The organism is Microcystis ichthyoblabe FBCC-A1114 (assembly GCF_050500245.1).
Classification (GTDB): Bacteria; Cyanobacteriota; Cyanobacteriia; order Cyanobacteriales; family Microcystaceae; genus Microcystis; species Microcystis ichthyoblabe_A.
The window spans coordinates 4454428-4469271 of record NZ_CP191408.1 but is presented as its reverse complement, the minus strand read 5'-3'; the positions used below and the strand labels follow the sequence as shown (position 1 = coordinate 4469271).

The 14844-nt window shown below is 39.0% G+C and carries 6 protein-coding genes and 1 pseudogene; 5 read left to right on the top strand and 2 right to left on the bottom strand.

What is annotated here, in order from left to right:
• Positions 1-1534 precede the first annotated feature (1534 nt).
• The 4 genes from ACQY1Y_RS21775 to ACQY1Y_RS21760 all read left to right on the top strand — a co-directional run bounded on the left by ACQY1Y_RS21775 (position 1535) and on the right by ACQY1Y_RS21760 (position 7855).
• Positions 1535-2065: a chemotaxis protein CheW gene (locus tag ACQY1Y_RS21775; protein ID WP_002739344.1), complete on the top strand. Its 531-nt coding sequence runs from the start codon at positions 1535-1537 to the stop codon at positions 2063-2065.
• Positions 2066-2158: 93 nt separating this feature from the next.
• Positions 2159-4783 (top strand): methyl-accepting chemotaxis protein, encoded by a 2625-nt coding sequence (locus ACQY1Y_RS21770; RefSeq protein ID WP_430013556.1) that lies wholly within the window; start codon positions 2159-2161, stop codon positions 4781-4783.
• A 76-nt stretch (positions 4784-4859) separates the two neighbouring features.
• On the top strand, positions 4860-6071 hold the full coding sequence (locus tag ACQY1Y_RS21765) for a glycosyltransferase (protein WP_430013555.1): 1212 nt from the start codon (positions 4860-4862) through the stop codon (positions 6069-6071).
• Positions 6072-6517: 446 nt separating this feature from the next.
• Positions 6518-7855 carry an AAA-like domain-containing protein gene (locus ACQY1Y_RS21760; protein WP_430013554.1) on the top strand — a complete coding sequence of 446 codons (1338 nt, stop codon included), beginning with the start codon at positions 6518-6520 and terminating at the stop codon, positions 7853-7855.
• Between the two features lie 21 nt (positions 7856-7876).
• Here ACQY1Y_RS21760 and ACQY1Y_RS21755 read toward each other — a convergent pair.
• Positions 7877-10051 (bottom strand): annotated as a pseudogene (locus ACQY1Y_RS21755) (AAA-like domain-containing protein); the annotation flags it as partial.
• A 161-nt stretch (positions 10052-10212) separates the two neighbouring features.
• Here ACQY1Y_RS21755 and ACQY1Y_RS21750 point away from each other — a divergent pair.
• A complete protein-coding gene (locus ACQY1Y_RS21750; RefSeq protein ID WP_002732125.1) occupies positions 10213-11070 on the top strand; it encodes an IS5-like element ISMae4 family transposase in 858 nt (285 codons plus the stop codon).
• Positions 11071-11305: 235 nt separating this feature from the next.
• Here ACQY1Y_RS21750 and ACQY1Y_RS21745 read toward each other — a convergent pair whose 3' ends face one another.
• Positions 11306-14809 carry an ATP-binding protein gene (locus tag ACQY1Y_RS21745; protein WP_430013553.1) on the bottom strand — a complete coding sequence of 1168 codons (3504 nt, stop codon included), beginning with the start codon at positions 14807-14809 and terminating at the stop codon, positions 11306-11308.
• Positions 14810-14844 lie beyond the last annotated feature (35 nt).

Below are 14844 nucleotides of genomic sequence, written 5' to 3'. Positions count from 1 at the left end.
TTGAAGATTTTTAAGCACCAATTTACTGACCTAGTCTCAAAAAATTTGGCAGTCAATCTCATAAATCGGCTGATGTTTTCTGACCCCTTTTACCTCTGGCTGCAGTTTGAATAAGCTGACCACACATCTAAATTATCGTTTAAGACGGCGTGAGAGCGAGAGGCAAGGATAGAAAGCTAGACCTTTTGTACTGAAAATTGCCAAAGCTAGTTTAAATGCAGCAAAGCTTACTGAAAAATATCTTACATAATTAGCTTATCAGATTTATTATTAGTGACAAGAGCAAGGAAGACAGCGTTTCTTCTCAATCTCAAGATGAAGTATGACGAGACTTGGTATCATCTCCAGACTAACACCTCCTCTTCCAGTATTGCCCAAGACTAGAGACTTCGTACCTCACCATTAAGATAACTGCTCTAGGTTATTCTAGACCAAAAGAAATAGCGTCTAGTGGGGGAGATTCCGAGAAATTAGGCAAGGAAGCGGCTCTTCTCGACTTTGTGTGATAATTTTTGCTTATGGAATCGTGAAATGCTTATCGGGTAACACTTTTAGGACTATTTTGTCGAAGAAACTATCAGTATAGACCTCGTTTCCACACAGAAACCAGAAGAGCCAGGAAGCTTCAATGAGATTGACATTCCCAGTATTTTACAATTGATTGAACTAGGACAAAGAACAAGAGAACTATTGATGGCGATCTCAGTATTGGTGAAAAAGTCGAGAGTATTTTAGAAAATTCCAACTATTCCTGGGATCTTTTCCCTAAGAAGCTCTCGCTCAGGCTATAGTGATCGAAGCTGCTCTCATTCTCTGGGATATCGCCCTACCAAAACTCGACGGTTTAACCAGTCAAGGGGGAGGCCACTGGCAAGGGTAAAAGCCAAAATGGTGGAGGCAACCGATTATTTAAGCAAACCTTTGAGCGAAAATGAGTTATGACTGCTGGTTGAGAGGGCATGAAAATCGGGTTCTACCGAACCTGTCATGTAAAACTATCAACAACTCATGCTTGTAAAGTTTGTACACTAAGGCTTTGAGTTTTTGTTAAATTGATATTTATCAACTTTAGAGCCTTGCTGTGCAGAGAGGGAGCTTGAGGAATTTTCTACAGTGTAAGTTCGGAAGAACCGAAAATCGGAGCCGATGCCTACATTGTCAAACCCTTTGAACCTATTGAGTTCATTTGCATCGTTAAACAACTGCTGCGCCGATAAAATCGCCTTCACCAGGGACAGTCTAGTCATGGTATAGGTCGAGATAGCTAAAAACGCCGCCCCAAATATTACTTAAGGCTTGCTGAATAATGGTAAAACCCTTTTAAAATAAGGCTTTTGACCTGTTAAAATCCGATGTTAGTACAAGAATATAGGATTGGGACATTCAAAAACCTTGCATTATCCTTTTTATAGTACATAAGCTGGTACAAAAAAAAGAGGGCAACAAAGCCTGAAACGACCGGCTACTGACGACCGGCTACTAACCCCACCAACAAACTTTTTCAGCAAACCCTACTTACAGGAGAACAAAACAAATGCTTAACGATACCGATTTTTTTACTGGTGACGCTCAAAATACCGCCCCCGACACTCAGGAATTAGAAACTCCCTTCGGTGAACTGTACTTGCGATTTTATCTACCCTCTCAGGACGAGTTTGCCCTTAGTTCCGTGGGTATTCGCGAGGTGATGCAGCAACCAGTCGATCGCATTACCCCCATTCCCAATGCTTCACCCTTGCTTCTCGGCACGATCAATCTTCGGGGTCAAGTGATCTGGGTGGCGGATATCGGGCAATTTTTGGGAGATAGCAGCCCCTTAAACACCGATCGAGCCGAAATCCCTGTAATTGTGATTGAAGAACAGGAAACGATCCTCGGTTTAGCGGTGCAACGTTTGGGAGATATGAAATGGCTCGACCCAGATAAACTAGGTAGTGTCGTCAGTATTCCCGATCAGATCGCCCCCTATGTGCGGGGAGAGTGGATTCTGGGCCAAGAATCAAAAAAAACCTTAAGACTACTCGATCATCTGGGCATACTCCGTTCTAGCCGTTGGGCGGCTTAAAACCTCAAAAAAATAGCAGAATAGCATTTATAGTAATTATTTCTTGAAACTACTAACTACTTCACCACTTTATCTTTACTAGGGGAGGGACAAATGCCGTCAGGGAAAGAATATGCGAAACTCTATGGCAAGGCGAACACCGCCTATTGCCAGGGCAACCTTGAGGATGCCGCCGTCATTGTCAAAGAAATGATCAGCAAGTATCCCGATGATGCCAACGTCATCCTTTTACAGGGACACATTTATGTCGGACTACAACAATACAGCTTGGCCGAGGGACGTTACGAAAAAGTGCTGGAATTGGCCAAAAATTCTGCCAATTTCTTTGAGCTGGTAGATTATGCTCGACGGGGTCTCGATCAGATTCAGCAATCGCGTTTTGAAGCCGAGAATGGAGATTTTATGATCGCCGCTGCGGAAAGCATTGCCTACAGCGAGGCAGCTTTCGATCCCAGTCAAGGTTTCAGCAATTCTTTGTCCGGGGGGTCGCAAGCGGCTGCTATCGAGCGACAACAGGAGGTAATGGACTGGGATAGTGGTCTTTTCAATGACGAGGATTTCGGAGAGCCTACGGCGGGTACAGTTGATTCCTATGGCGATGATTTTGGGGAATCCGAGGAAACCGCCTTTAGTTCCCTTATCCTGGCTGGTTCAGGCTCTCACGGTTCCCAGTGGTCCGGGGATTCTGCGGATGGAGAACCCCCTTTCCCCTTTTTGGAAGCAGCGGAGATTGACCCGCTGCAGGAAGGGTGGGGCGGTGGGTTAGGATCAACGGGAGAAGCCACTTTTACGGCTGACTGGCGGGAAAATCCCGTCACCGGTCGAGATCAGGAGTTATCCTATGCCGATGCCCCAGAAACAAGCACTTTTGCCATTGACCCGGAACTGCCCCGCCGACAAGCGGCGAAAACTGACCTTAATCAGGGCAGAGTCACTCAAAAAAGATACGAGGAAGACGAAGCCAGAGATTTTAGAGAACTAAAACTCAATGATGAGGATTTAGACGGTTTTTCCCAACTACGTCTGACGGATATAGGCGAAGAACTGGGGGAATCGGAGCTATTTACCGGTTCGGGAGAGGAAGCTTTAACTGCTGGTTTTGTCCCCGAACCCAGGGCGAGCCTTAATGCCAGTTCTGCTGTGGGAGAGCCTAGTTTTCATCCTTCTCGTCTAGAAATCCCCGATGACAAAAGAGATAGTCATCTTGGCCCTGTTTCCGAGCGCCTGCTCGGGCCAGTGGTGGAAGTCAATCCGGGCAAATTAGCCTTTTTTGTCAATGCTTCTTTGGGCAAAAAGCAACTAATTTTAGCGGCTTTAGCGGGTATTACCCCAGTGGTGTTAATTTTTGCCGTTAGCACCACCTCTTGGCTTTCTGCAAAAGTTGCCCCCAAACCAGCCCCAATACCACCAGCACCAGCCAGCCTTTCTCCTTGGAGTCAACCGAAACCAGCAATGATGTTATTAACTGGATTGGGAACCTTTGCCCTAACTTGGCTAGGTTTACAGTTGCTAATTAGTCAAATTAAGCGCAGTCTCGACGATTTGCAAAGCCAATTCGATCATCTTTCGGAAGGCAATTTTAACGCTAAAGCGACGATCTACTCGGAAGATGAATTTGGTCAACTGGCCAATCGTTTCAATCAGATGGCCCAGGTGGTGGCAACTATCACCACCTTGGCCCAAGGCCGCGCCGCCGAAACGGAACGGGAACGGAAAAATCTACAAAGGCAAGTAATTCGACTTCTCGATGATGTGGAAGGAGCGGCTCGGGGGGATCTGACAGTGGAAGCGGAGGTAAGTGCCGATGTTTTAGGGGCGGTGGCCGATGCTTTTAATTTGACGATCCAAAACCTGCGCGAAATTGTCCGACAGGTGAAAAAAGCGGCAAAACAGGTGAATCAAGCCAGTACCAATAGTGAATCTTTCGCCCGCAATCAGTCTAGCGATGCCCTGCGGATGGCGGAGGAGTTGGCCGTCACCCTTAATTCGGTACAGATGATGACCGACTCAATTCAAAGGGTGGCAGAAAACGCCAGAGAAGCCGAAGAAGTCGCCCGCACTTCCTCGATCACCGCTCTCAAGGGGGGCGATTCCGTGGAAAGAACCGTGGCGGGAATTCTGCAAATCCGCGACACGGTATCAGAAACGGCGCGAAAAGTCAAGCGTTTGGCAGAAGCTTCCCAGGAAATCTCGAAAATTGTCGCAGTAGTCTCTCAGATTGCCTCGCGAACCAATTTATTGGCTCTTAATGCCTCGATTCAAGCGGCGCGAGCAGGAGATGCAGGCCGCGGTTTTGCGGTGGTGGCCGATGAGGTACGTCAGTTAGCCTATAGATCGGCTAAATCTCTTAAGGAAATTGAACAGATCGTTTTACAGATTCAATCGGAAACGGGTTCGGTAATGATGGCAATGGAGGAAGGGATTCAACAGGTTATCGATGTCACCGAGCGCTCGGAACAGGCCAAGAAGTCCCTAGAAGATATTATCCAAGTTTCTAACCGCATCGATACGCTGGTGCGATCGATTACCGCCGATACGGTCAAACAACGGGAAAATTCCCTCAATGTCGCCCAAGTTATGCAGTCGGTGGAGTTAACCGCTCAGGAAACTTCCCAAGAATCTCAACAGGTGGCGGGTTCTTTGCAAAAATTGGTGAGTATCTCCCGGGAGCTGCTTTCTTCGGTAGAACGGTTTAAGATAGACTCGGAAGATAATTAATAATCGATGAGTGGTAATCAGTGGGTTATTGATCAGCTGCTATCGCTCAAGATTAACCGCTAGAGTTGATAAAGTTATGCCTAAACTTAGTCTCTGCATGATTGTCAAAAATGAAGCCGAAAATCTCCGGCGCTGTTTGGATAGCGTTAAAGAGGTGGTGGATGAGATGATCGTTATGGATACGGGTTCGACCGATGATACGATTGCTATTGCTAAAAGTTACGGTGCTATAGTTCCTAGCTACGATTGGCGGGGGAATTTTTCCGAGGCCAGAAATGAGGCTTTAAAATATGTTACTGGCGATTGGATTTTAGTTCTTGATGCCGATGAGGAATTAAATCCTGCTATCGTACCGAAAATGCGTCGGGCTATGGAAAAAGAGGAAAATTTAGTTATTAATTTAATCCGCCATGAAATCGGAGCCATACAATCACCCTATTCTCTAATTTCGCGGCTATTTCGCCGACATCCTCAAGTCACTTTTACCCGTCCCTATCACTCAATTATTGATGATAATGTGGCTATTTTATTAAAAAAAGAACCGGGTTGGAAAATAGTTGAACTGCCAGAAATTGCTATCTTTCACTACGGTTACACCGTCGATAAAATAGCCAGCCTAGATAAGTTTGAACGGGCAAGAAAAGCGATGGAGGGCTTTTATCAACAACATCCCCACGATCCCTATGTGTGTAGTAAATTGGGAGGGTTATATCTGAAGATTGGCAGGGATAAAGAGGGTTTTAAGCTGCTCAAACATGGTTTAAAATGCCATGGCTCTAATCCACATATTTTATACGAGTTATATTATCATCTCGCTAATTATTATTATTCAGTGGAGGAATTTAAGCAATCAGGCGATCATTTTGTTAAAGCGATTAAGCAGCCAATTTTAGATAAATTAAAACTGGGTGCTTATAATAATTTAGGTGGGTTATTATACGAAGCAGAAAAATACGAAACTGCCTTATCTGTCTTTGAGAAAACCGTAGAAATTGATCCTAGCTATGCCGATGGTTACTATAATTTAGGACTGGTTCTCAAACAACTGCACCGGCTACCAGAATCGATTAAAGCTTATAAAAAAGCTCTCAAGTTAAACCCCGATAATCCCACTATTTACCAAAATCTAGGGGTGGCTTATATAGTTTTCGGTAGTTATAATGAGGCGATCGAGATTTGGCAAAAAGGCCTACAATTATTGAAAGATCAGGGTAATATCTCTCGCGCTGAAATGCTGCAAGAAACCCTAGAAGCTCTGGGAGCAAGTATATTGAGGGATGAACAGTAACTGTTCAGAGTTGTTGGCAAGATTGGGAGCAGCCACTGCATTTAAATTGCGAATAAGCAGTTTAAATGCAGTACATCTGATTGCTAAAACCCTGTCTAGTCAACTCCTGTGAGGATTTTTCCGAATTAATTCTTAATAGGATTATCGAGAAGTTAGACGCTGAAGACTTAGGGGTTTTGATAGAAATGATCAAGAGATAATTGCTCCCGTGTAATTGACCTTGACAAGAAATGCTATAATTTCCTAGCAAGAGGGGAATTGAATCCCTCTCAGGGTTGCCATCGCACAATTTTGTCGGTTGCTGGTTCTCGTCAGCTTGTTTGTCAAATATACCAATTCTAGTTTGAATCGGTGCTGTTATGTCAAGATTCAGGCTTTCTGGCTGCAACGGAACTGGAAAATAAAACAATCTATTTCTTCAAATCTTCTTACCTTGGACAAAAATAATGAAATTCGAGGAAATCCAAGAGATTCTTAATGGGCAACTGCTCAAGCTTGAGAATCGCTGTCTCAATGACACAGAACAATTATTATTGCGAGGACTTTGGCAGAAAAAGAACTATCAAGAAATTGCCCAAGAAAATGGTTATAGTAGCGGCTATCTTGCCAATGTAGTTGCCCCAGGACTCTATAATAGAGTCTCGCAACTGATCGGACAAACGATCAATAAGAAAAATTTTTTATCTAGACTACAATCTCATTTTACCAACTCCACATCGCTTCAGTATTGCGATCAGGAATATCTCCAAAATGAGCGTCCAGAATACCCCGATGCTCCTATTCCCTATAATTCTTATTATTATCTAAAACGAACAAAACTTGAAGCAAAAATTATCGAGGAAATCGGACAATCTGGGGCGTTAGTACGCATTAAAGCTCCCAACAAATGGGGGAAAACGTCTTTATTATTAACAATTTTAGAGGCTTGTCAACAGCAATTCGGTTATCAAATTGTTAGTTTAGATTTACAAAAAGCAGACCAAGACATCATAGCAAATTTTAACAAGTTCTTACGCTGGATCTGCCGTAATTGCGCTCGGCAGTTGAATTTAGAAGCCAAATTAGATGATTATTGGGATGAAGATATAGGAATTAAAATGAGTTGGACAATTTATTTTGAAGAGTATATTTTACGAGAGATAAAACAGCCACTGGTATTGGCTTTAGATGGAGTGCATCGAGTCTTTGAACATCCGAAAGTAGCAGAAGATTTTTTACCTTTAATCAGAGCTTGTTATGAAGAATCTAAGCGATCTCCCCTGTGGCAGAAATTACGTTTAATTATTGTTCAATCCACAGAATCTTATGTTTCTCTGCGATTAGAACAGTCTCCTTTTAATGTGGGATTACCCATAGAGTTACAGGGTTTTGGTCAAGAACAAGTGGCAGAATTGGCAAAAAAATATCAATTAAATGAATTAGCAACCAACGAAATTCAACAATTGATCGACTTAGTGGGGGGACATCCTGCCTTGATTCATTTAGCGATTTATCATCTTAGCCAAGAGCAAATCACGATGCCAGATTTAATCAAATCAGCAACTACATCAACGGGAATTTATTCCTCTCATTTACAGCTTCACTGGGTCACTTTACAAAAACAACCCGAACTTGCCGGTATTTTTCAACAGATTTGTCAAGGGAATCAACCAATGATAGTCGATCCAATTATTGCTTATAAACTTAATAGTATGGGTTTAATTAAACTCAGAGAAAATAAAGCAATTGTCAGTTGTCAGTTGTATCAAAAGTACTTTATAAGTCAATATACTGGTTCGGTATAAATAAATTTTTGAACCATGGTATTAAGACAGTGATCGCTCAAGCCAATCATTATTAAATATCGTCTGATAAATCCGATTATGAACGTCCATTTTTCCATGGCGTTTTACCACTAATCCAGATAAAAATAACTCAGGTAAATAGGGATTGTTATCAATCTGTATTGGTTCTTGATGCAGGATTTGTCGATACAAGGTTAATAACTGGGGTCGGTTTGGACTTTGAAGAAGGCGATCTTGAATGGTTTTTAAATGTTCGGGTTGATCCTGCATCTCCCAATCTTGAATAATTTTTTCTGCTACTAAGTTGGCCAACCATTGTTCTTCTTGATTAGAGGGGATTGGTTGCTCACTATCCCGCATCAGTTGACAGAGTTTTTGGGTTAAGAAAGGTTGCCCTCCCGTCCAGCTTAAGACTTGTTTGAGCATTGTCTGAAGATTACTGACTTTTTCTGTTAACCCATATAATAAAGGTTGGGCTTCGTGTTCTTTAAAACTTGCTAATTCAATAGCGTTACCAATATTAAAAGGTGTTTTCTGGGGGTCAGTAATTAAAGCTGAAGGTGTGGTAGCACCAAAAAAGGCAAAAGTTAGCTCTTGAAATTGAGGTTGAATCGCTCTCTGGTTATAAAAAGAACGAATTAAAGCAAAAAAGTCAGAGACATCAAATTTTAACCCTAAAATGCTATCAATTTCATCAATAAATATAACAGTCGATTTTCCAGATTGCCGCTGATCAAAATCGTCATTAACTAGAAGAAAATTTTCTATAAATTGTCCTAATCGTTGTACAGGAGGCAGGTCTAATTGTTCACTCCACCAAGCTTTAAAAGTTTTCAATTCTTTGATTAATCCAAAACTGCGGAGCAGATCAACGGCTAATCCTTTATACCATTGTTCGGGGGTAATATTGTCTGTTCCTAGCCGAGTTAAGTCAATTACTGCACATCTAATTCCCTCCTTTTGTAATTGGCTCATCATCCGCACCATTAAGCTAGATTTTCCCATTTGACGTGCATTTAAAACATAGCAAAATAGACCTTGTTTGAGAGCTTTATAAAGATTGCGATCAGCTTGTCGAACCACATAATTCGGTGCATCCATCGGTAAACTGCCCCCCACTTGATAGACAAATTTGGGAGGTTGTTCAGCACTTTTAAGTAGGTCATTTTCAAAGATAAGTTCTGCTTGGGTTGCTTTCAGTACCTCTAAAGTGTTTGTGAGTTCTTTTGTCCGTTCTTCTACTCTTTGTTCTAAGGTTTGATAGAGTCTGGAGTTATCAATAGAGATAGCAGCTTGAGCTGCTAGAATATTTAATAGTTCAACCCTTTCTGAGGTAAATGCGCCTGTTGTTAAATTATTTTCTAAATAAACAATTCCTTTTAATTGACCTTGATTGAGTAAAGGAGTACAAAGAATGGATTTAGTTTTTTTAGCAATAATGTAAGAATCGTTGGTAAATTGACCTGATGAAGTGGCATCATTTAAAACGATAGTTTCTTTTGTCCGAGCCACATAGTAAATAATACTGGTGGGTAAGATAGGAATTGAATGATCATGGTCGATAGATTCTATGGGAATCGGCTGTAAGATATTAAGCGTTTCTTGATCAATTGTTCCTTGAGCTTCAATGACCCAATTTCCTTCCTGTTCTAAAATCAGACAACTTTTCTGCGCTCCTGCATTTTCAATGACAATTTTCATTAAATTTGTTAGGAGATTTTCTAGTTTAATTTCTCCAGAAATCGCTTGCCAGGCTTTAAGAATAGTGGTTAAATCAAGAACTGCTCCATCATTACCAGTGGTTGAAATGGTGGTACTCAGTCCTTTAGATTTGTTTTGATTGCTGATGCCTAATAAATATTGAGGGTATTCTTCTTCTAATTGTTTAACTTTGGCCTTTGCACCCCAACGAATGTAACAATGATAAGCATTTCTGAGATATAATTTACCGATTTCTTCTCTACCTAAAGTAAAATAAAATTCAGAGGCACGTTCATAAGCTAAAGCCTCTTCATGAATAAATTCATATTTCTTTGCTCCTGCTATAGCACTATCATAATATTTCATTGCTGTCAAAGGTTTTCTCAAAACACGAGCCATTTCTGCCTGTATTAAATTGTATTTATGCTGAAAATTCATCGGGGCATGATCTTGCCAACATTTCATCAGTTTCTGATTTTCTTTGACTTGCTTAAGATATTGTTTTTTATTTTTTTGATCGAGGGATGGATATTAGACCTCTTGCATAATTTTTTTATGGTATAATATAAGGTTTTGCTTTTTTCTCAATTCTTAGATTGAAGTGGAAAAAAGAATAAAATGTGATCTTAGGTCAGGAAATCATCTATAATTTTGCTATGTTTATTAGCAAAATTATGGATTATCAAAACTTATCAGATGAACAATTCAAACGCCGTTTCGGTGTGTACAAACAAACATATAGAAAGATGGTAGAATCAGTAAAAAGTGTTGAAGCCGACTCTAATTCACCATCTAAAAGGGGACCGAAACCTAAACTATCTATAGAAGAACAAGTTTTAGTAACGTTAGAATATTGGCGAGAATATAGAACATATTTTCACATTGGTACAAGCTGGGAACTATCAGAATCAACTATATGTCGGATTGTAAATAAGACGGAAAAAATGCTTTTACAATCGGGAAACTTCCGTTTAAAAGGAAAAAAAGCTTTACTCAATCAAGCAGAGATACCGGTCATAACGGTAATGGATGTAACGGAAACTCCCATTGAACGCCCCCAAAAGAAACAGAAAGATTTTTTTTCGGGTAAAAGAGGTTATCATACTTTAAAATCCCAATTAGTAGCTGATCAAAATACAGAGGAAATTATCTGTGTCTTCTGTGGGAAAGGTAGAGGTCATGATTTTAGTTTATTTAAAAAAAGTCGAGTTCGTTTTCATCCTTTAACTACCAGCATAGAAGACAGTGGTTATCAGGGAATAGCTGCATACCATAGTAATAGTTATACACCGAAAAAGAAATCGAAAAATAGAAAATTAACAGAGTTAGAAAAAGAGTATAACAAGGCTTTAGCCAAAGAAAGGATTATCATTGAACATATAAATAGGAAACTCAAAATCTTTAAAATCTTATCCTGTAAATATCGGAATCGTCGTCGAAGATATAGTTTAAGAGTTAACTTGTTGGCGGCTATTTATAACTGTGAGTTAGGGATAGGTATAGCAGCTTCTTAAAAGTTGCCTAAAGATTAATCAAGTCAAGGAGAATTTATTCTCAATTTTTATAATTGAGATAGTTTGTGCCGCTTAAATAAAGAGGTTTTGATAACCAAATTAAAGCAGCTCTAAAGAGTTTTGAGTTAAAAGTTAAACTTCAAGTTTTCATTCAGGACGAATGTACTGATTAACTAATTTTTTGGGGAAAATTAGTTAACCCATCATTATAACATATAATTAATTTGCAAGAGTTCTATTGAGTTAGTAATGCCAAAGAATAATAAAAATTATGTTCTGTAAAAATAATTTCCGCTTTCACAAAACCTGAATATTCAAGGGCGATCTTACTGTTTTCTATTGCTTGAGGATAATCTTTAAACAAGTAACAAAGCCAAGCTTTATAAAAATAAATATTAAAGACAGAAATTCGATTGTTAACTTGGAGTAACTGCCTTAAAGACTTTTCCTCGTCGAGGATAGTACCCGTCAAGTTTTTGACGACGGATTCATTTACTAAAATTTCGACAAATTGGGCGCATATTTTTATTAAATTTAAGGGATGTTCTTGCTGATATTGAGCAATAAAATCAATATATTGTTTTTGCTGATTATGAACGAATTCTAAGTTATTCCCTACAAATAATAAATGATCGCAGTAGAAATTAGCCCCATGGCAAGCAAATTCAAGATCGCCAACTTCCAGAGCCTTTTGTATAGATTTCTTAAGGGGTTCAAGCGTTTGTTTAATATGATGTTTTTTATAGGTTATATTAATAGAAATTGAGACATAAGCTTTCGACCAAAAATCCTTGGCATTTAATTTCTCTAAAACCCGTAAAGATAATTGTCCAAGTTGATAAGCTAAATCAATATCTAACATGAGCCAAGAGACAATAATTCCATAAACAGCATAAGCATAAACGACTGGGGGTGAATTGCCATACTGCTGGGATAGGGTAATCTCAGTATAGAGAATTGGTAATGCTATAGAACTTTCGGCAAAACAAGCAGGAGCATAAATAAGACTAAAAATCTTCATTGCCATCAACTTATTAGGTTCTTTCATCACTCCTAATCTGGCTAATTTTTCAATGTTTAACGCTTGTGGTGGTGATTCCACTAAAGATATGCCTAAAATTTCTAAAGCTTTTTGTCCGTTATTTAGAGCTAAATCTATTGCGCCTCTAGCCAAGTTTATTTTAATCTTTATTTCGTAAAATTTAACTTGTTCTAAAGGACCTCGGACGTGCAGTAAAGCAAAATCACAGAGATTATCAGCCGTTTCTAGATTAGTATTCAGATAGTGAGCTTCTACTAATTCAAGATAAATATTAAAGGTAAGCTCATATTGCTTTTGCCAACTATCTAATAATAAAAGCTGACAAGCAAAATGTAAATAATTGACTGAAGCTTGGTAAGCATTAGCCGATTTAGCTTTCTTTCCCGCCCTTAAATTTAATTGACACAACTGTTCTTTATCTGAGGTATCTTTTAACAAATCAATCCCAAAATTGAGTTGATTAACTATGTCAAATAATTTGTTTTCTTGAGCTTGAGGAGTTGTCTTTTTGAGAAGAAATTGACCAATTTGCAAGTGAGTTGCTTTTCGTTCTGATTCGGGAATAAGTGAATAGGCTGCTTGCTGTACTCTATCGTGTAAAAATTTGTATTTAATCTCTACATTTTCTAAATTTAACTGTTGGTATTCTATCTGATCAAACAATAAAGGAAGTTTATAGTCTTCTGACTGAGGTAAAATAAATCCTTGTTGAAGAGCTATCGCTAATTCTTTCGCTGTAGCGGAGATAGATTTTTGTTGAACAAATGCCAATAAATCTAAACTAAAAGAGTTGCCAATACAAGCAGCTAATTTGATTAGTTGTTGCGTTTTTTCAGGAAGTTTACCAATATTTCTAACAATTAATTCCACAACATTATAATCAGTAATACCGACAGATTGTATAGCCTCACTAGACCAAATCCAACGATCTATATTGACTTGATAGGTTATTAAATTTTCACTGTATAAAGTTTTAAGAAACTGAGAGATAAAGAAAGGATTGCCTTGGGTTTTATAAAAAATTAACTCGGCTAAATCTTTAAGCTCATCCCTATTAACCTTACCGTTAAAAGTTTCCTCAATTAATTGTCGAACATTGTCATAAGATAAGGGTTGAATTTCAAGATGATTGATCACTAAATGGGTAGTTTTTAGTTTCTCTAGCATCAAGGTTAAGGGATGAGTTGAACTAACCTCGTTATCTCGATAAGCACCAATAAAAAACAAATATTTGCCTCTTTTATCGGTCACTATAAGTTGCAATAATTTTAGGGATGCCGAATCTATCCATTGTAAATCATCAAGAAAAATTACCAAAGGATGATTAGGAGTACAAAAAACCTTGATGAACTCTTTAAAAACTTGATTAAAACGATTTTCAGCTTCTAGAGAGTTTAATTGAGGAACTTCTGGCTGTTTACCAATGATTAATTCAACTTCAGGAATGACATCGATAATAATTTGAGCATTTGGCGTAATAACCCTGATAATATCGTCTTTCCACGATTCAATTTCCTCCTGATTTTCAGTTAATAACTGGCGAATTAATTCTTGAAATGCTTGAATCAGAGCTAGATAAGGAATATTGCGTTTTAACTGCTCAAATTTTCCCCTAATAAAATATCCTCTCGCTTCAACAATTGCTTTTTGAACTTCATTAACAATGGATGTCTTACCAATTCCTGAATAACCAGAGACTAACATTATTTCGATTGCAGATTCAACTTTTTCTACTGCTGCTACTTTTGGGTTTGCTACTCGTTTGAATGCTTCTAGTAATCTCACTATTTCTTGACTTCTTCCATAGAGTTTTTGAGGAATCAGCAATTGATTGGGATAATCCCGTTCTCCCAAAGCAAAAATCTTAAGCCGGCTCTGCTTTTCTAGTTGACATAAACAAGTTTCCAAATCAAATTTGAGTCCAGCAGCACTTTGATAACGCTCTTCTGCATTTTTTGCCATTAGTTTTCTAACAATGTTAGAAATCATCGGCGGAACTGAGAATTGTTCTAAAGGAGGAGGTTGTTTCGCAATATGACAATGAACTAACTCCATCAAATCCTGAGATCTAAAGGGCAACATTCCTGTGAGCATTTCATAAAAGGTCACTCCCAAAGAATAAAAATCACTGCGATAGTCAATCCGGCGATTCATTCGTCCCGTTTGTTCTGGGGACATATAAGCCAGTGTTCCTTGTAAAAAGCGAGGATTGGTAATAGTTTGCCGCTCAAATGTTAGGTTAGAAGCAATGCTAAAATCAGTCAATTTAACCTGTTTTGTTTCTCGGTTGATGAGGATATTACTGGGTTTAATATCTTTATGAATAATGGGAACTTGGTGAATCTTAATTAAGATGTCTGCCAAAGAGATAGCAATGGTTAAAAACTGAAAAATAGAAAGGTGTTGGGTTGTTAAAAATTCAGCTAAAGATTGACCACCAAAATCTTCGAGAATTAGGGCAAAACCATGACGATAGTTAACCAAACCATAGGATTTAACTACCCCGTCATAGTTTAAATTTTGAATAATTTCATGCCCCTGTCTCCAAGAAACGATCTCTTCTATGGAGGGATATTCAGCTTTGAGAACTTTGATGATTACGGGCTGTTCTTTCTGACAAGATTTACCGCGATAAACGACGCTTTTAACCCCTTCGTAAATCTTATGATTAATCTCATAGTTAGGAAGAGCGAGCATCGAATCTTTATCTCCTACACTAAATGTCCATTATC